Here is an 18432-nt window from a genome sequence, read left to right on the forward strand (position 1 = left end):
TTGGTTAGTTTTACTTTGTATGGTCCACGTGGACCGCGCCCTGCGCTATCGTCAACCTGTCTTCGACAAACCAGCGTATCGCCCGCGGATAAATGACATGCTCCTGCTGCAGCACGCGGGCGGACAGGGTTTCAACCGTATCGTCGGGCAACACGGGCACGGCGGCTTGCGCCACCATCGGCCCGTGATCGAGTTCGGCCGTCACGAAATGCACCGTCGCACCATGCTCGGCCACGCCGGCGGCCAGCGCCTGCGCGTGGGTCGCCAGGCCGGGGAACAGCGGCAGCAGCGATGGATGGATGTTGAGCATGCGGCCGGCGTAATGCGCGACAAACTGCTCCGTCAAAATCCGCATGAAACCTGCCAGCACCACCAGATCGGGCTGGAAGCCGTCGATCACGGTTTGCAGGGCGGCGTCGAATTCGGCGCGGCTGGCGTAGTCTTTGTTGGCAACAATGGCCGTCGGGATTCCATGCTCAGCAGCGAAAACCAGCCCGGAGGCGTCGGCGCGGTTGCTGATGACGGCGGCAATACGGGCGGGCCAGCGCTCGGCTTGCGCCGCGCGGACGACCGCTTCCATGTTGCTGCCGCGACCGGAAATCAGGATGACGATGTTTTTCATAGGCCGACATTGTACCTTGTTCATGCAGCCGGGACTACAACTGAACAAGATTTGTTGCAATGCAGCAGGGCGCCTCGGGGCGTGGAAGACCCGCTCCTACGCTGGCGCGGGAGGGGATTCCGGCTTACTCGAAGGAGTAAAACACCCGGAACGGGACTTTTTTGTCGGCCCAGTAATCGGCAGCGTCGCGGAACACGTCCAGCAGGGTTTCCCGTGCTTCCTTGTCAAATTTTTGAGTATTGGGCAACTGCTCCAGCACCACCAGGAAACCTTGCTGCGTGCCGGCGCCGGCCATGGTTTCGGTCAAAGTTGTCCGCAAACCATCGAAATTCTTGCCTATACCCTTGGGGAACTGGAACGATTCGGCAATGATGCCCAGGACTTGCTGCTTGGTCGCGCCGGCGATGCAGTGCGCGTACAGGAAGTGATGTCCGAGGCGGGCCGCTTCTTCCTGCAACTCGACCACGCGGAAGGCGCGGATCGATTGCACGAGGTTGGGCGGCACGGTCATTAACAAACTCATGTTTCCCTCAATCTGACCTGGAATGTACGGTGTGTCCACTTTACTGTCGGGAGTGCCTATTTTGTGAATTAAAGAGTAAATAATTTGAGCACCTGTCCACTTAACACGGCAAACTGGTCTGCGTTCACCGTGGCTGATTCAATGTGTTTCTCGAATCCCATACGCATATTAGGGTAACGTGTTGTTCCTCCCAGATCAACACGAATGTGATGGCTCACGCAATATTTGTTAAAAACAGAACATTTTGAGCGGGTTTTAGGGGCCAAATGAGCACATTTCCCCCTTTTGGGCGCGCGACGCGCTTTCATGGCCCCTGTTACAATTTGTTGCCATAGATACCTGTTTAGCACTAGTTCCCAGCCGGTAGCAGGACTACCATACAAACCATGCAATATCAGAATCCCTGATAAGACATCCAAACTGACACGAGGTACCAAATGAACTTGCAAGCCAAACTGATCGCATCCGTACTTTGCGTAAGCGCCCTGCCCTTCGCTGCCCAAGCTGCCGATTTTGAAGATTTCGGCCGTGTGGTTCGCGTCACCCCGCAGGTCGAACAAATCAACCGTCCGCGCCAGGAATGCCGCACCGAATACGTCCAGGTACAGCAGCCTGCGCCATCGCGCGGCGTCGGCGGCGCCATCATCGGCGGCCTGATCGGCGGTCTGGCCGGTAATCAGGTCGGCGGCGGTACCGGCCGCTCGGTCGCCACCGCAGCTGGCGCCATCGCCGGCGCCGTTGCAGGCGACCGCATCGACAACGCCAACACCCCGTCCAGCGGCGGCGTGCAGGAACAGCAAGTCAAACAGTGCCGCACCGTCGACCACTGGGAATCGCGCACCTCTGGCTATGAAGTCACCTATGACTATCGCGGCCGCAACTACACCAGCGTGATGTCCTACGATCCGGGCGAGCGCGTGCGCCTGCGCGTGGTCGTCGAGCCGATGCAGCGTTAATCCCCCGCTACTCCCAAGCACTGCCGGTCCGATGACCGGCAGTGTCGTTTTCAGGCTTGCTTTGCTGCAAGGCATCGCGGGATAATGCCGGTTCACCTCCTGTCGCTGCCGCCCCCATGCTGATCAAACGAAAATCCATCGAACAAGTCGAATCCTCCCGCCCGGCCTCCAAGCCCGCCTCCGTGCGCAAGCCCAAATATGCGCCGGTGACGCTGTCGGAACAGGACGGCGTACGCTATCTGCACTTCGGCACGGAATGGGTGCAAGGCGCGATGCGCATCCGCAAGCCCAACTGGCCGGAGCTGGAATACGCGCAGCAGATGATGGCCTGGATGCTGTGGCAGCAAACGCCGGCGCGCATCGCCCAGCTGGGCCTGGGCACGGCCACGCTGACCAAATACTGCTACGTCACCTTCCCCGAGGCCGCCGTCACGGCGGTCGAGCTGAATCCGTCGGTGATCGCGATCTGCGCCTCGATGTTCAAGCTGCCGGACAACGACGCCCGCCTGAATGTGGTGGAAATGGATGCGCTCGACTACGTCAACGACGAAGCCAACGCCGGCACGCTGGACGTGCTGCAAGTGGACCTGTACGACGCCACCGCGCGCGGCCCGGTGCTCGACAGCGCCGAGTTCTACCAGTCCTGCAACGCCTGCCTGACGGACGATGGCATCATGACGGTCAACCTGTTCGGCGACCACCCCAGCTACGCGCGCAACATCAAGGCCATCAAGTTCGCCTTCGAGCAAGTCATTTGCCTGCCGCAGGTACATGATGGTAACGTGGTGGCGATCGCCTTCAAGCGCCAGCGCGCCATCGACCTCGCCGCGCTGGCCGAGCGCGCGGCGCAGATCACCGCCGACACCAAGCTGCCGGCCAAGACCTGGGTCAAAGGCATCGCAGCGAAGTAAGCGAAGTAATCAGAGGGAATGCGGCAGCGGGCCGTTCCGCTGCCGACTTTTGAAAGTGGCACGATGTCCGCAACCTCCGCAACTGCCGTCACACCGCCCGCCAAACCGGCGCCGCTCGATCTGCAGCAGATCTACACCTGGCTGCTGGCCGACGGCATGATACGCAAGGCCGAAGTCAAGGATCTGTACGCGCAGAGCCAGGGCATCCTGAAGAATGCCGTCGGCCCCATGCACCCGCTGTGCGCGGTGGCGCATGGCAAGCTGCTGTCGGCGCTGCCGCCGCACAAGCTGCTGACCCTGGACGCGCTGTGCGAATGGCTGGCCGCGCGCACCGGCCTGGCCTTCACCCGCATCGATCCGCTGAAGATAGACTTCACCCGCGTGGCCGACGTGATGTCGGCCAGCTACGCGGCGCGCTTCAACATCCTGCCGCTGGAACTGAACGGCGATACGCTGGTGGTGGCCACCGCCGACCCTTACGCGGTCGAGTGGGAAGCGGAGATCGCCAAGATCTCGCGCCGCACGATACGCCGCGTGATCGCCAATCCGCTCGACATCGCGCAGTACATCACGCAATTCTTTAGCCTGGCCAAGTCGATCAAGAAGGCCAACAAGAACAACACCAACGACCTCGCGCTGCGCAACAACTTCGAGCAGCTGGTCGAGATGGGCAAGACCAACAAGCAGGTCGACGCCAACGATCAGCACGTGATCAACATCGTCGACTGGCTGTGGCAGTACGCCTTCGAACAGCGCGCCTCGGACATCCACCTCGAACCCAAGCGCGACATGGCGGCGATCCGCTTCCGCATCGACGGCGTGCTGCACCAGGTGTACCAGGTGCCGGCGGTGGTGATGATCGCCATGACCGCGCGCATCAAGCTGCTGGGCCGCATGGACGTGATCGAGAAGCGCCGCCCGCAGGACGGCCGCATCAAGACCCGCACCGCCGGCGGCCAGGAAATCGAACTGCGCCTGTCGACGCTGCCGACCGCCTTCGGCGAAAAGCTGGTGATGCGTATCTTCGACCCCGACGTGGTGGTGAAGACCTTGCCGGAACTGGGCTTCCCCGCCGACGACGCGCAGCGCTGGGACGAGCTGACCGCGCGCCCGCACGGCATCATCCTGGTGACGGGACCGACCGGCTCGGGCAAGACCACCACGCTGTACACCACGCTCAAGGCGCTGGCGACATCGGAGGTCAACGTCTGCACGGTGGAAGACCCGATCGAGATGGTGGAGCCGGCCTTCAACCAGATGCAGGTACAGCCCGGCATCGAGCTGTCGTTCGCCGACGGCGTGCGCGCGCTGATGCGGCAAGACCCGGACATCATCATGGTCGGCGAGATCCGCGACCTGGCCACCGCCGAGATGGCGATCCAGGCCGCGCTGACCGGCCACCTGGTGCTGTCCACCCTGCACACCAACGACGCGCCGTCGGCCGTGATGCGGCTGCTGGAGCTGGGCGTGCCCTACTACCTGCTGGAGGCGACGCTGATCGGCATCATGGCGCAGCGCCTGGTGCGCACGCTGTGCACCGAATGCAAGAAGGACGACGGCGAACTGACCGACGACATCTGGCACAGCATAGGCGGCGCCTGGGACTTGCCCAAGCCGGCCGTTATCTATCGCGCGGTGGGCTGCCCCGAATGCCGTCAGACCGGCTATCGCGGCCGCACCGGCATCTACGAGCTGCTGACGGTGACGGAGAGCTTCAGCGACATGGTGCGCGAGGAAACCGACATCCAGGCGCTGCGCCGCCAGAGCGTGGCCGACGGCATGAAGCCGCTGCGCATCGCCGGCGCGATGAAGGTGCAGGAAGGCGTCACCACCGCCGACGAAGTGCTGAAGGTGACGGCGGCGCTGGGGATGAAATAGGAAGGGGATAAATTGTTTTCACAAAACCCTTTGCACTTTGCGGCAGGCTGTATATAATACGGCCTCTTTCGGGGGTCGTTAGCTCAGCTGGTAGAGCAGCGGACTTTTAATCCGTTGGTCGCAGGTTCGAATCCCGCACGGCCTACCACCGAATTCAGCAGTACCAATTGAGGCTTACCCGCTACGGCGCGTAGGCCTTTTTTGCGTCCATAAGAAAGATCACTGCGCCAATCGCAAGATCGGCACCGTGATATAGCTGCGGTTGGACCATTCCACCTTCAGCTTCTCCTTCGCATCGGCAATCGTTTCATCGCTCACATCCTTGCCTGTGCCGTAATTCAGTTGTGAGAACGGGTTCTTGTTCACGTTCAGGTAGACAACCAGCCGGCTTCCCTTGCTCAGGCGTTTGCTGACCAACTTGGTCATGCCCAGCGGGATGCGCTCAAGCCGGCCAGGCGTGAGCAGCATGCGGCGGCTTGGATCCTTCGCATAGCTGGCGCGATTGATGATGTAAGAGAGATGGAAATACTTCCCCTCCGGCGTCAGCTCGTACAGGGTCACGCCCAGGTCGAAGTCGCGCTTATTGATGCGCGCGGCAATCTCGCCACCAAAGGCGCCGTTGTACAAGACCTCGTCCTCGAACGGTGCGCTGATAAAAATGTAGCCGTTGCTCGTATCGATCTCGTCGGTCACGATCGAACCCGGGTAGTAGTCATTGTTGAACTGCTTGCGGTCCCGAAAATCGACCACCTGCCTGAGCATGGCCGGCTTGCCCGGCCGGACGGCGCTCAGGAGATGCGCGCGCTGCTTGTTTGCGCTGGCGAGCGACACATTGCTCAAGTAGAGCTTGAGTGTTTCATTGCTCATCGCTGCCAACGAAGGCGCGCTGCGCCACTGCTCGGTGCCCATGACCTGGTAGTTGATCTTGTCCTTCAACACGCCGGGCTTGGGGCCGTTTTTCAGGATGTAGTCCAGCCATTGATAAGTGATGGCCTTGGTATCGATCAGCGCAGCGTCCGGCACCTCCATGCCATTGATAAGCTTCTCGCCGCCGCGCTGCGCTCCGAAGTGGCCATAAGGACCGATGATCAGGTAGTGCTCGGCGTTCGGCACATAGCGCAGGTGCTCACGCAGATAATTCACGCCGGATACCTGCGAATCGTTGTAGTAACCGTCCACCGACAATACCGGTATCCGGATCTGGGCAAACTCGTCCTTGTACGGCGCCATCGCCTGCCAGTAAGCGTCGTAGGATGGGTGCTGCATCCATCGCTGCAGCAAGGGATTGGGCGTGCCGTCGATCTTGTCGATGGTGCGATAGGCAGCACCGCTGCTCCACCACGCGAACTGCATCTTGCGGAAGCGCTCGCGGTCATCGTTGACGGCGCTGTCGAGGGTCTTGTTGTTGCCGACGTAGAAGGCCCACTGGTAATTGGGATTGATGAAGACATTATTCTCCATCGGCAAACCCATTCCCGGGCGGTTCGCCACATAGGGCACGATAGTCTTGAGGGCCGGATGCAAAGTCTTGGCCGCAGCCCATTGCGTAAAGCCGTTGTAGCTGCCGCCGAACATGCCTACCGCGCCGTTGCTCCAGGGCTGGCGACTGATCCAGTCGATGACATCGTAGGCATCCTTGGCGTCGTGCTCGTACGGTGCAATGGGGTCCTGGCTCAGGTACTTGCCGCGGCTGTAGGCCATCATGGCGACATAGCCGCGGTCGGCTATCTCTTTCAGGCTCGCCAGGTCACGCTCAGGGCGAACGTAGATGGTGAACTGCAGCACCGTCGGCAGTGTGGGGGCCGCATCTTTTCGGCGTACCAGCATCCCCGACACGGTGGCGCCGTCGCGGGTCGTGAGTACTACCTTGTCTTGCACATCGTAGTCGGCGCCTGGGGCTGGCTGCGCATCGGCCACGCGGGCCACCGACAACAAGAGCGCGATGATGGTCAGGACATTCCTCATTGGCTGCCTTTCGTATGAAATTCCTCCGGGTGCTCTACCACAACGCCGATCGTCGTCAACCACGTCTCGACCAGCTGCGGCCACTTCGTGATCGGGAGCCCGGTTGGACGCAGTCCGAACGCGTGCTTACCGCCGGCGAACAAGTGCATCTCAACCGGCACATTCGCCTTCCTCAGCGCCGCGTAATACAGCAGGGAAAACTCGACCGGATCCACCGGATCGTCTTGCGCGTGAACCAGGAAGGTTGGCGGTGTCTGCTTGGTGACGACGATGCCTGGATTGATCCTGGAAAGGTCGTCCTGGTAATTGACCGACATATGCCCGGGATAAAGCGCTACCGCAAAGTCAGGACGATAGCTCGCACGGTCGGCCTCATCTACAGCCGGATAGATGCGCTTGGTGTACGTACTGATTGCCGCGACCAAGTGGCCGCCGGCCGAAAAGCCAAGAACGCCAATCTTGTTCGGATCGATTTTCCAATCGGCCGCATGATGGCGAAGGAGGCTCACTGCCCTCTGCGCATCCTGCAACGCCGTATGTACTTTCGGAATGACGCGCTTGTTGCGCACCGGATCCCAATGCGGCCCCGAGCCAGGAACGCGATACTTCAAGAGCACGCACGTCACGCCGATGTCGGTGAGCCAGTCGCACACTTCCGTGCCTTCAAGATCGATGGCCAGTACCCGATAGCCCCCGCCAGGAAAGACGACCACGGCAGCGCCGGTGTTCTTCCCCTTCGGCGGGTAGATGGTCATCGTCGGATGCGTGACGTTCGATACCTGTAGCCACGGCTTGCCCGCAACGGGCGCATCTTCGCGCAGCGTTGTGTCGTCCTCAGGTCCAGCGGCGGGTTGTGGGTTGGGGATCGCTCCAGGCCAAAGCGGCAATTGCGCATGTCCGGACGAAGGCTGCCAAGCATCTGCACTCACGTTGGCAGAGACAAATATCGTGAGCGCCAAGAATATATATTTCAAAGAATTTCCATTAGCAGACAAGACTTTAGTTTAAAAAAATCTTGCCAAGCTTAGCAGAAATGCAATACACATCCAAGGTAATGAGGAGTAAACCAAGACGCAACGCCATCTGTGATGTCGATCAATGAACCAGGCTGGCGCGACATCATGCAATCCGTCTGCCGTATAATCGGCAAATCATGAATGAAAATCCATCCCCGACTGCGTCCGAGTTTGCGACTGCTGAAGAAGCCGAAGCCTACGACCGTTGGTTTCGGGCGAAAGTTCAAAGGTCGCTTGACGACCAACGCCCCTCGGCCCCTCACGAGGACGTGATGGCGGCACTCCGGAAGATTATCGAAACGAAGCGCGACACCAATGCTTCCGATCCGATGGCAAACTGAAGCGCAAGCAGATCTGGCGACGATTCTCGCCTACATCGCAGAGCGTAACCAACAGGCCGCAACCGATCTCTACAACGAGATTGATCGCGCCGTATCACAGCTTCCGCATCACCCCAATCTATACCGTCCGGGACGGGTAGCTGACACGCGCGAAATGGTCGTCCATTCAAATTACGTTATCGTGTATCGCGTTGGCACGACTGCGATAGAAATTCTATCCGTCATGCATACGCGCCAACAGTATCCTTGAGTGGTACAAGAAACTCAGCCGAGTTGATGGCACACATCGCCTAGAGCGCGGACGCCTTCCAGTAACGGTCCAGCCATTGCTGGTGCGTGGGCATCGCCGCGACGGCGTGGGCCAGCGTTGCGCGCATGTCCTCGACGTATTGCACCAGCTTATCCTCCGGCATGTCATCGACAATCGGGTGGTAGCTTTGCGGCATGATGCGCTGGCCCAGCATCACTTGCACCCAACTCGGCAGCGCGAAGAAATCCTCGCCGTTGCGGAAATAGCGCCCGTCGCTGCGGAACAGGTCCATCGCCTCCTTCAAGCTGTCCGGGACCGACATCGTGCGGCAGTAGTCCCAGAATGGCGTGTCGTTGCGCTCGGTCGCGTGGTAGTGCAGGATCAGGAAATCCCGTACCCGCTCGTACTCGAATGCCGATTCGCGATTGAAGCGCTCGGCCAGCAAGGGATTGAAGTCGCTGCCAGGGAACAGTCCCAGCAGCCGCGTGATGCCCGACTGGACCATGTAGATGCTGGTCGATTCCAGCGGCTCCAAAAATCCGCTGGCCAGACCCAGCGCCACCACGTTCTTGTTCCAGCACTTCTTGCGCATGCCGGGCGTGAAGCGCAGCGGACGCGGATCGGCCAGCGGCTTGCCGTCGAGGTTGGCCAGCAGCGTTGCTGATGCCTCGTCGTCGCCGATGTATTTGCTCGAATACACATAGCCGTTGCCGGTACGGTGCTGCAACGGAATGCGCCACTGCCACCCTGCTTCGCGCGCGGTGGCACGCGTGTACGGTGTGATCGGATCAATGCGCTCGCTCGGCACCGCCATCGCGCTGTCGCATGGCAGCCAGTGCGACCAGTCCTCGTAACCGGTCTTCAGCGCCTGCTCGATCAGCAACCCACGGAAGCCCGAGCAATCGATGAACAATTCGCCGTCGACGACCTGTCCGTTCTCCATCGTCACCGATTCGACAAAGCCATCGTCGGCGCGCTGGTTCACACCGACGATCTTGCCTTCGATGCGCTGTACGCCGCGCTGCTCCGACAGCTCGCGCAGGAAGCGCGCATACAAACCGGCGTCGAAATGATAGGCATAGGCGATGTCGGCCAATGGCGAGTTCGGCGGCGAGTTCCTATCGCCAGGCACGAACTTGCCTTGCGGCGCCATCACCGTTTGCAGCGAGTACTCGCCAATCGGCGCCGCCCGCCCGGACTGGAACAACTTCAGCCAGAACTGGTGGAACGGCAGCGGCCCCAATGAGCGACCAATCACGCCGAAGCCGTGGATGTAGCTGTCGCCGATGCGCGCCCAATCCTGGAACTGGATGCCAAGCTTGATCGTGCCCTGCGTGCGCTTGACGAACTCGGTTTCGTCTATGCCCAGCATCTGTCCGTTGAACATGCGGATGTGCGGAACGCTGGCCTCACCCACGCCAACGATGCCGATTTCCTCAGACTCGATCAACCGCACCGAAGTTTGCTTGCCGAGATAAGTAGCCAGTGCCGCAGCCGCCATCCAGCCTGCGCTGCCGCCACCGACGACGACCACGCGCTTGATCCTGTTGTTTGTCATGTCTCGCGATCCGTTCTTCAAGCAAAAAAACCGGCAGCCGCCAAAGAAGGCAACTGCCGGAAGGGAAGACCTCTCACGCCAGCGGGCGCGAGAGGGGGGACGAAAATCAGAACTTGTAGTTCAGGCCGAAGTAGGCGATGCGGCCGGTGTAACCATTGGAGTAGAAGCGGTTCTTGGTATCGCTACCCAGGTGCGAGCTGCTCTCTTCCTTGGTCAGGTTCAACACCGAAGCGGTCAGGCTCAGCTCCTTGGTGATGTTGTACGCCACGTTGATGTCGACCTGGCTGTACGGATCCTGGTAGACGTTCAAGCCGTTGACCAGGCCGCCCACCACTTCGCCGCGACGGTTGTACGAAGCACGCGCCAGATACTTGTCGGTTTCGTAGAACACGGTGATGTTCGCCTGGTTCTTCGCGCTGCCGACCAGCTGCGACTTGCCGATCTCCGTACCGTCGCCAAGGGTGATGGCCGCCTGGTTGGTCTTGTTGTACGTGTAGTTGACCTGGAAGCCGAGGCCGGAAGCCAGCGTGTGCTGTGCATACATTTCGACACCCTGCGAGACGCCGTTACGGCCACCGGCGGAAGTCGAGTAGTTCTGCACGGTCACGCTCTTGCCGCCGACGTCCATGGTCACGTCACGCACCACAGGCACTGCGAAGTTGCTGACGTTCTTGCGGAACAGGTCCACGCCCAGCACCGAGCCGCGCTGGAAGTACCACTCCAGGCCCACGTCGAGCTGGGTAGCTTTGTACGGCTCCAGCTGCTTGTTGCTGCCTTCGCCGAACCAGCCCTGCTTGTCGCCGCCACCGATCAGACGGCGGTCGTTGACGTATTCCTGGCTGTAGTACTGCAGGCCGCCCGGGGTAGCGATGTCGTTGTAGCTTGGACGCGAGACCACCTTGGACGCCGCCATGCGCAGCAGCAGGTCCGGACGCAGATCGTAGGCCAGGTTCAGGCTAGGCAGCACGTCGTTGTAGCTGCGGTCGAGCGAGCTGACCACGAACGACGAGGTGCGCGCGGTGCTGTCCGGCAGCCTGGTGAAGCCGCTGGTGCAACCGGAGCCGGCAGGTGCGCCGACCGCAGGCAAACCGCCCGCCAGGCAAGGCGCGGGTGCGCCGTTAGGGCCGTTGAAGAAGTAGTCGTTGTAGTTGTCGACGCGGTCGGTCGAGTCGGCATGCTGCTTGGTGCGCACCACGCGCAGGCCGACGTTACCGCGCAGACGGTCGGTCTTGATGTTGGCCTGCAGGTAGGTCGACGAAATCTTCTCGTTGACGTTGTAGACGAAGTTGTCTTCGTTACGGGTCTGCATCGCGCCGTAGGTCTGGTTCAGGTAGGCGATGTAGGCTGGGTAGTTAATCGCCGGGAACGCGCTGGCACTGATGCCGCCCGCCAGGTTGCCCAGCGATTGGCCGTACAGGAACTGCGGCTGGAACTTGTTGGCGGTGGAATCGCAGCCGGCCTGATAACGCTTGTCGTAGTCGGCCGGGTTGGCGCCCTTGCACACCCAGTAGTTGTTGCCGGTGCTGCGGCTGGTGCCGCCGTCACGGTACTTGCCGCCGAATTGCAGCGAGTCCAGCCACTTGCCGTCGTTGTGCCAGGTGAAGTCGGCCTGGGCGTACTTCTGCTGGGTGCTGTTGCGGGTCCACGAGGACGAGGTCGAACCGAGGTCGATCTCGCCTATGCCCTTCTGCAGATTGGCCATCAGCTCCGGCGAGAACGTCATCGTCGGCGTGCCGTTGGTGCTCCAGGCGCTGGCGTAGTTACCCAGCGTCCAGCTGCCGTCGGCGTTTTGCAGGCGCGGCTTGATCGGCATGGCGAATTGCAGCTCAGGACCGCCGCCGGCCCAGGTACGGCCGCCCTTGAAGGTGGCGTCCAGAGAGTCGCCGTGCCATTCGGCTTCGATGTCGGCGGTTTGCGACAGCGCCTTCTCGCGGTTGTAGCTGCCGGTGATCTGTGGCGTAGGAATGGTGCAGTCGTCGGGGCCGAAGCCGCCGGTATTCTTGATGCCGCCCGCGGCAGCCTGGGAGCCGCTGCAATAGTAGGTCTTGCCCGGGTGCGCGCTGTACTTCGCGCCGGTGACGATGGTGCCGCTAGGGTCGAAGGTCAGGCCGTCGAGCATGCGGCCGCCCGGCCAGTTGCCGTCGCCGTCGTAGCGCGCCAGATTCCATTCCGGGATCTTCAGCGTGTTGGTCTGCGAGTTCTGCGACAGGTCGAAGCGGAAGTAGTTACCGGTCAGGGTCAGGTTGCGGACCGGCTTCAATTGCATGGTCAACTGGCCGCCCTTGCGCTCGCGGTCCTCGGTCTTCACATCGAAGTTGACCGAGGTCGGCATCATGAAGTTGGTGTAGTACTTGCCGGCCTGGTCGTAGAAGCCGGACTGGCCCCACCAGTAGCTGTTCATGTCCGACGGCTTGCCGTTGACATCGGTTGCTGGATGGGTTTTGTAGTTGTCGCCGTACCATTGCCAGTTCTCGGTGCTGGCCCCCATGGTGCGCGTGGTGCGTTTCTGTTGGGTGTAGCCGACCAGCACGCCGAAACGGTTGCCCTCGTCATGCCATGCATATTGGCCGGAGAACTGGCCGTCGGTTTTCTTGCTGGTGTCGGCCCAGGTGCCTTCGGCGGCGACGAAGCCGCTGCCGGATTTCACTTCCAGCGGACGGCGCGTGTGCAGGATCACGGTGCCGCCGATGCCGCCTTCGTCGATGCGTGCTTCGGGCGACTTGAACAGCTCGGCGCTGGACAGCATGTTGGCCGGCATCAGCATGTAGTTGAACGAGCGGGTCGGGTCGCCGTTGGACTCGGCGGTGGCGATGTAGTTGCCGTTCAATTGGGTCAAGGTCAGTTCCGACGACAGGCCGCGGACGCTGACGTTCTTGCCCTCGCCGCCGCTGCGGTCGATGATCACGCCAGGCACGCGCTGCAGCGCGTCGGCCACGTTCTTGTCGGGGAACTTGCCGATGTCTTCAGCGGTGACGACGTCGACGATGGCGTTGGCGTTGCGCTTCTGGTCGAGACTTTTTTCGATCGCGTAGCGGTAGCCGGTAACAACCACCGACTCCACTTGGTTGGCGTCGGCATTCTTCTCGGCTGGTTTGGCAGCAGGCTTCTCCGCCGGCGCGACTTGCGCGTGGGCGCTGGTCAGGGCCATCAATCCGAGGCCCAGGGCCGTGGCGATCGGCGTGGCTTGCCAGCGGCGCTGACGTGAAGCGAGAGGTGGTTTGATTGTCATGTATGGTCTCCAGGTCGTGTGCCCGACGACGGGCTGTATTTTTTATGTGGCGGAAGCAGCGTTCCCATCGGCTGGTCGTTTGAAATTTTCCTAAACGAGCCCAATGCCGACGGCATGTCGTTGGGGACTGCATTCCAACCAGAAAGATTTATACAGAAGAAGACATGGCGTCTCTACAAACTTTCAAAGTTCGCATCATGTTTAGCATTGTTTAGGAAACAAGTGAGGCGGACTCGCTACAGTCGCCTATGACGGGCTGTTTTTTATGCCGCCGGATAGTTGCCGATGTAGCGTGCGCGAGGGCGTATCACGCCGCCGTCGGCGATCTGCTCGGCCGCGTGGGCGATCCAGCCGGCCGAACGCGCCAGCGCGAACAGGATTTCTCCGGCGGCCGGTGGCCAGTCGCAGACGATGCTCATGGCGGCCAGCGCGAGGTCGGCGTTGGGTGGCATGCCCAGGTGGACGGCGGCCTGTTCGCCGGCCGCCAGCACGGTGCGGGCTTGCGGCCAGGGCGACATCGCGTTCAGCAGATAGGCGGCGCGTGGGTCGCCTTGTGGGTAGAGCGGGTGCGAGTAGCCGGCCAGGCTGGGGTCGCGGCCCGAGAAGTACGTGGCGATGCTGCGCTCCATGTTGTCGGACGTCAGAGCAGTTTCCAGCATGGTGCGCGCGAGTGTGCTGCCGCCGCCGTGCTGCGCGCCGGACAAGGCGGCCAGGCCGGCGCTTAACGCGGCAGCCGGACTGGCGCCGGTGGAGGCGACGCAGCGCACGGTGAAGGTGGATGCGTTTAATTCGTGATCGGCCAGCAGGACCAGCGCGGCGCGTATCCATTCGGCCTGCGTTGCGTCGGCGTGCCAGGCTTGGGCGATTTGCAGATGCAGCGGCTGGACGGATGGGGCGCGGTTCAGCAGCGTTGCGGCCAGCAGGCGCATCAAGCCGGCGCCGGTGATGAAGCGGCCGTGGGCGTCGTCCGGCTGCGCGGACATCGTTCGCGCATGCAGGGGCAGCGCACACATCGCGGCTTCCAGCGGCGACAGCTGCTGCGCGCTACCGGCGATGGCGGAGGCGCGCAACGCGTCGGCGTTGGTGGCGAGTGTGGTCGCAGCGTTGTCGGCGGCGAAGTAGTCGGTGCCGCCATCGTCCCACAGCAAACACGCCACCTGCTCCAGCGTGGCGCTGGCGGCAAGGGTCAGCACGTCGTGGCCGCGATAGTGGAGGCGGCCGTCGGCGATGCGCGAGATGCGCGTCTCCAGCACCGGCGTGCCCCAGTTCATCGCGGCGGCGACTTGATGGCCGCCTCGTTTGCCGTCGGCCTTGCGCGCGGCCAGCCGCAGCACTTCATCGCGCGGATAGCGTTTGCGCCGCCCGGCCTGCGCAACGCCGGGCGTCAACAGGCCGCGACTGACATACGAGTACAAAGTGGCGAGGCTGACACCGAGGATGCGCGCGGCCTCGGTTGCGGACAGGTCTTGATTCATGCGTCTATTGTAATGTCGATTGCCGGAATCAAGATTGACCCCGGCGGCGGCGCGCTTTTAGACTTCAGCCATGCCGCCCAAACCACACGCCGTTTCGATATTCCAGCCGTTGCGCCACGCGCGCTTTCGCCAACTGTGGCTGGCCAATATGCTGTCCAACCTGGGCAGCCGCATGCAAGCCTTCGCGGCGGCCTGGCAGATCGCCACGCTGTCGCACTCGCCGCAGTTGACGGCGCTGGTGCAGACCGCGACCTGGGCGCCGATGCTGCTGTTCGCCCTGCCCGCAGGCGCGCTGGCCGATACGCTGCACCGGCCCACCCTGCTATTCCGCAGCAACGCCTTGATGGCGCTGGCCGCCGTCGCAATGGCGCTGCTGGCCTTTGGTGGCAAACAGCCAGTGCCCGTCTTGCTGCTGCTGACCTTTGTCATGGGCGCAGGCATGGCGTTCACGATGCCGGCATGGCAGGCGTCGATGTCCGCACTGGTGCCGCCGCAGGAGATCGAAGCGGCGGCCACCTTGAATAACATGAGCTACAACCTGGCGGCGCTGGCCGGGCCGGCGTTGGGCGGCCTGCTGTTTCAGCTGACCGGCGCGGGAGCACTTTACTTGTTGAACGCCTTGTCCTTCAGCGCGCTGCTGTGGATCTACCGGCAATGGCGGACATCGCCAGCGCCACGCGCGGCCGAACGCCACGGCATGCGCAGCGCGTTGCGCATCAGTTGGGCGTCGGCCCGCTATCGTTCGCTGCTGATGCATGCGATGGCGATATTCTTCGTCTCGGCGGCCTGTGCCGCATTGCTGCCGCTGCTGCATCGCGACGCCGGCACCTACGGCGCGCTGATGGGCGCACTGGGCGCAGGCGCCGTGCTGGCAGCCTTCGTGCTGCCGCTCGCGCGCCGCCACGCAGCCAAGCGCATGGTGCTGGCCGGCGGCCTTTGCATCCATGGCGGCATGCTGATGACGATAAGCCTGATCGCATCGCAGCCGCTGCGCCTTGTGCTGGTGGTGATCGGCGGTGTCGCATGGTCAGCCATCGTCACCACCCTCAACGGCGCGGCGCAGCAGGCCTTTCCCGATGCGGTGCGCGCCAGGACGCTGTCCGTGCACATCCTGGCGATCGCCGCCGGCCAGACCGCAGGCAGCGCGGCGTGGGGCATGCTGGCCGCGCACTACGGCATCGTCCCGGCGCTGACGACGGCGGGCCTGGCCACGCTGGCCTGCGCGGGCCTGGTCGCGTGCACAAAAGATTTTCTGGAGACGGTATGAACGACATCATCATCAAGACGCTGCAAGCACAGGACGCGGCGCCACTGCTGCAATTCGAACTGGAGAACCGCGCCTGGTTCGAGCAGCATATCGCGCCGCGCGACGAGGCCTTCTATACACCGCAAGGCGTGCAGCGCCACATCGATCAGTATCTGGACGGCTATGCCAAGGGCACCTGGCATCCATGCCTGCTGCTCGACGCCAGCGGCCGCATCGTCGGCCGCGCCAATCTGAAGGACATCGACAGCACGACGGCCAGCGCCGAAGCAGGCTATCGCATAGCTCGCGACGCGGCGGGCCAGGGCCTGGCTACGCGAGCGTTGCTGCACCTGGTCGCGTTGGCGCAGCAGCAGTGGCGCTTGCAGCATCTGCTGGCCTACGTCACCGACAACAACCCCGCATCGGCCCGTGTCCTGAACAAATGCGCTTTCGTGCAGGGAGCCTATCAGGACGGTATGGAATGCATAGACGGCAGGCTGTATGGAGGCCATCAATTTATCCGCACCTTACGCTGACTGGTGTAAGCTTGTCATCAAACAGCGCCCAGCGCGGCTCAGAGAGGATGACATGGCAGGACTGCATAGCGGGTGGACCCGGCGGCTCGGCGCGGCATGCTGCGCCTTGCTGTTGTCTGCCATTCTGCCAGTCCATGCCATCGTGCTGCGCACCGCCGCGCAAGAAGGGACAGAGCCCAAGTTCATCGCCGACGGCAAGGACCATGTGGTCGGTTTGTGCATCGACATCCTGCGCGCCGTCGAGCAGATCGAACCGACGCTGCAATTCGTCGGCGACCAGCGCTGGAAGCCGCTGATACGCGCCTACTCCGAAATGGAAACCGGCCAGCAAGACGTGCAGTGCGCCATGCAACGCACGGCGGAACGCGAACTCAAATATCATTTCCTGGGCCCGGCGCTGTACTCCATCGAGTACCACTTCCTGGCGCGCGCCCACGACCCGGTGGTCATCACGCAGTGGGACGACGTGCGCCGTCTGGCGCCCGACAACGTGGTGCTGATCAATCGCGGCTTCGCAGCAGGCTCTATCCTCGCCGAGATGGGCGGCATTGAAGTCGACGCCAACTCCACCAACCCGCAATCGAATCTGCAAAAACTGATCGCGGGACGCGGACGCCTGTTCTTCCATCGCGGCCCCGGCCTGCAACGGCTGCTGGAACGCACCGGCACCGCCGACAAGGTACGCATCCTGCCGCAAGTGATGTACAGCGCCAAGCTGTATTTCGTCACCAGCAAGCGACTCGCCGGCTTCATCAACGAGCGCCTGGAGCGCGCGCTGTTTCAGCTTGAAAAAAACGGCGAGCTGGAACGGCTGATGCGCAAGTGGGATTGACATGCGTGCCGCCGCGCCGGCCGTGCTGGCCTTGCTGCTGTCAACGGCGGCGCACGCGCAGCACGAGGCGCTGACGGTGCGCATGGCCGCGCCGCAGGTACAGCAGGCGTTGCTGCAGGCGGTGCAGCGCATCCCCGCGCAGCGCGAGGAACACCGGCGCTACCGCATGGCCCTGCCCTTCGGCTCTCCACTGTTCCCGCCGGACGCCGACCTGGCATTGCCGCCATCGAACCCGGCGCTGGCAGCGTGGCTGGCGCTGCCCGCAGAGCAGCGCCGCCACGATGTGCTGATCACTCCAGACGTCGATTACTACTGGAGCGCCGAAGGCCGCCAGTACGCCTGCCAGTTCCTCGTGCACATGCAGGCGCTGGACGGCGGCTTGACGCAACTGACCCTGCTGCAGGTGCTCCCCAGCAGCTACGCAGGCAAATCCTTCAAGCTGCTGGGCCGCACCGGCCCGGGCTACTACCGGGATGTGCGGCCCGCCGCGCCATCATCGCAAAGCGCGGCCGAGCTGCGGGCCTTTCTGGCGACGGCGCTGAGCCAGCCACAATAAAGGCAGCCCCGCCGCCAGCAGCCACATGCTGCCCGGCGCCGGTATCGCCGTCCCCGCCACCGCGATCGACAGCGGCGCCAGCAGCACATCCGACACCTGCAGGAACGTGCCGCCGGCCAGCGGATCGCCATTCCACCATTCGCCGGCGAGGCTGAAGCTGCCGCTGTCGCTCATGGCCGGCAGCGCGAACGGGAAGATCTGCAAGCCATACAGCCCGGTGTGCGTGACGGCGTCGAAGGCGGCGGCCACTGTGGCGCCCGGCGCCAGCACCGGGAAATCGAAGTAGCTGGCGTCCGGCGAGCCGATGCTGAACGATGATGCGTTCAGCTGCGTCGGCACAAACCAGTTCAGCGTGTCGGTGTTGACCAGCTGGTAGCCCCATCCCACCACATCGCCGGGATTGCCCGTGACCGAAGCGGACGGCACTGCCGCGAAGGTGAACACAAATGGCGTCGCGCCGGCGACAGGCGCCCACCACAACAGCTTCAACAACAGCGCGGCCAGGGCGCAGAGATATCTGAGTTTCATGACGGTTCCT

General features: G+C 62.5%; 17 protein-coding genes and 1 tRNA gene. 10 read left to right on the top strand and 8 right to left on the bottom strand.

Annotated features, from left to right (window positions below):
• Nucleotides 1–10 precede the first annotated feature (10 nt).
• Nucleotides 11–622, bottom strand: coding sequence for a phosphoribosylglycinamide formyltransferase (gene purN, locus GEV01_RS15745; RefSeq protein WP_008451497.1), 612 nt, complete (start codon nt 620–622; stop codon nt 11–13).
• A gap of 124 nt (nt 623–746) precedes the next feature.
• Entirely contained in the window at nt 747–1145 is a 399-nt protein-coding gene (locus GEV01_RS15750; RefSeq protein ID WP_008451499.1) for a barstar family protein, read from the bottom strand.
• Nucleotides 1146–1582: 437 nt separating this feature from the next.
• Here GEV01_RS15750 and GEV01_RS15755 point away from each other — a divergent pair, with 437 nt between their 5' ends.
• The 4 genes from GEV01_RS15755 to GEV01_RS15770 all read left to right on the top strand — a co-directional run bounded on the left by GEV01_RS15755 (nt 1583) and on the right by GEV01_RS15770 (nt 5038).
• Entirely contained in the window at nt 1583–2101 is a 519-nt protein-coding gene (locus GEV01_RS15755; RefSeq protein ID WP_152806082.1) for a glycine zipper 2TM domain-containing protein, read from the top strand.
• Nucleotides 2102–2217: 116 nt separating this feature from the next.
• Nucleotides 2218–3012: a spermine/spermidine synthase domain-containing protein gene (locus tag GEV01_RS15760; RefSeq protein WP_152806085.1), complete on the top strand. Its 795-nt coding sequence runs from the start codon at nt 2218–2220 to the stop codon at nt 3010–3012.
• Between the two features lie 63 nt (nt 3013–3075).
• The gene (locus GEV01_RS15765) at nt 3076–4890 is read left to right on the top strand and encodes a GspE/PulE family protein (protein WP_152806088.1); all 1815 of its coding nucleotides are present in this window, start codon (nt 3076–3078) and stop codon (nt 4888–4890) included.
• 72 nt (nt 4891–4962) lie between these two features.
• Nucleotides 4963–5038: transfer RNA gene (locus GEV01_RS15770), tRNA-Lys, on the top strand.
• Between the two features lie 71 nt (nt 5039–5109).
• On the opposite strand, the gene GEV01_RS15775 is transcribed toward GEV01_RS15770, so the two are convergent.
• Together GEV01_RS15775 and GEV01_RS15780 are read right to left on the bottom strand one after the other, a co-directional pair.
• Nucleotides 5110–6855, bottom strand: a complete 1746-nt coding sequence (locus GEV01_RS15775) for a CocE/NonD family hydrolase (protein ID WP_152806091.1) — start codon at nt 6853–6855, stop codon at nt 5110–5112.
• Nucleotides 6852–7829 carry an alpha/beta hydrolase gene (locus tag GEV01_RS15780; RefSeq protein WP_152806094.1) on the bottom strand — a complete coding sequence of 326 codons (978 nt, stop codon included), beginning with the start codon at nt 7827–7829 and terminating at the stop codon, nt 6852–6854. Before GEV01_RS15780 ends, GEV01_RS15775 begins: the two co-directional genes overlap by 4 nt.
• 179 nt (nt 7830–8008) lie before the next feature.
• Between GEV01_RS15780 and relB the strand changes: the two genes are divergently transcribed.
• Together relB and GEV01_RS15790 are read left to right on the top strand one after the other, a co-directional pair.
• Nucleotides 8009–8212 (top strand): type II toxin-antitoxin system RelB family antitoxin, encoded by a 204-nt coding sequence (gene relB / locus GEV01_RS15785; RefSeq protein ID WP_152806097.1) that lies wholly within the window; start codon nt 8009–8011, stop codon nt 8210–8212.
• Nucleotides 8187–8462 carry a type II toxin-antitoxin system RelE/ParE family toxin gene (locus GEV01_RS15790; RefSeq protein ID WP_152806100.1) on the top strand — a complete coding sequence of 92 codons (276 nt, stop codon included), beginning with the start codon at nt 8187–8189 and terminating at the stop codon, nt 8460–8462. Before relB ends, GEV01_RS15790 begins: the two co-directional genes overlap by 26 nt.
• 40 nt (nt 8463–8502) lie before the next feature.
• Here GEV01_RS15790 and GEV01_RS15795 read toward each other — a convergent pair whose 3' ends face one another.
• The 3 genes from GEV01_RS15795 to GEV01_RS15805 all read right to left on the bottom strand — a co-directional run bounded on the left by GEV01_RS15795 (nt 8503) and on the right by GEV01_RS15805 (nt 14724).
• Nucleotides 8503–10020, bottom strand: a complete 1518-nt coding sequence (locus GEV01_RS15795) for a tryptophan halogenase family protein (RefSeq protein ID WP_152806103.1) — start codon at nt 10018–10020, stop codon at nt 8503–8505.
• Nucleotides 10021–10126: 106 nt separating this feature from the next.
• Complete coding sequence (locus GEV01_RS15800; RefSeq protein WP_152806105.1) at nt 10127–13249, bottom strand: TonB-dependent receptor; 3123 nt, start codon at nt 13247–13249, stop codon at nt 10127–10129.
• A gap of 263 nt (nt 13250–13512) precedes the next feature.
• Complete coding sequence (locus tag GEV01_RS15805) at nt 13513–14724, bottom strand: citrate synthase family protein (RefSeq protein WP_152806108.1); 1212 nt, start codon at nt 14722–14724, stop codon at nt 13513–13515.
• Nucleotides 14725–14794: 70 nt separating this feature from the next.
• Between GEV01_RS15805 and GEV01_RS15810 the strand changes: the two genes are divergently transcribed.
• The 4 genes from GEV01_RS15810 to GEV01_RS15825 are packed head-to-tail and all read left to right on the top strand — an operon-like array spanning nt 14795 to nt 17894.
• Nucleotides 14795–15991, top strand: coding sequence for an MFS transporter (locus tag GEV01_RS15810; RefSeq protein ID WP_152806112.1), 1197 nt, complete (start codon nt 14795–14797; stop codon nt 15989–15991).
• Nucleotides 15988–16506 carry a GNAT family N-acetyltransferase gene (locus tag GEV01_RS15815; RefSeq protein WP_152806115.1) on the top strand — a complete coding sequence of 173 codons (519 nt, stop codon included), beginning with the start codon at nt 15988–15990 and terminating at the stop codon, nt 16504–16506. Before GEV01_RS15810 ends, GEV01_RS15815 begins: the two co-directional genes overlap by 4 nt.
• Before the next feature lie 52 nt (nt 16507–16558).
• Nucleotides 16559–17338: a substrate-binding periplasmic protein gene (locus GEV01_RS15820; protein WP_152806118.1), complete on the top strand. Its 780-nt coding sequence runs from the start codon at nt 16559–16561 to the stop codon at nt 17336–17338.
• Nucleotide 17339: 1 nt separating this feature from the next.
• Nucleotides 17340–17894 (top strand): hypothetical protein, encoded by a 555-nt coding sequence (locus GEV01_RS15825; protein WP_152806120.1) that lies wholly within the window; start codon nt 17340–17342, stop codon nt 17892–17894.
• Here the strand turns inward: GEV01_RS15825 and GEV01_RS15830 are convergent.
• Nucleotides 17832–18422: a hypothetical protein gene (locus GEV01_RS15830; RefSeq protein WP_152806123.1), complete on the bottom strand. Its 591-nt coding sequence runs from the start codon at nt 18420–18422 to the stop codon at nt 17832–17834. The two genes, GEV01_RS15825 and GEV01_RS15830, sit on opposite strands and share 63 nt — an antisense overlap.
• Nucleotides 18423–18432 lie beyond the last annotated feature (10 nt).

Source organism: Rugamonas rivuli (genome assembly GCF_009380165.1).
GTDB classification, from domain to species: domain Bacteria; phylum Pseudomonadota; class Gammaproteobacteria; order Burkholderiales; family Burkholderiaceae_D; genus Rugamonas; species Rugamonas rivuli.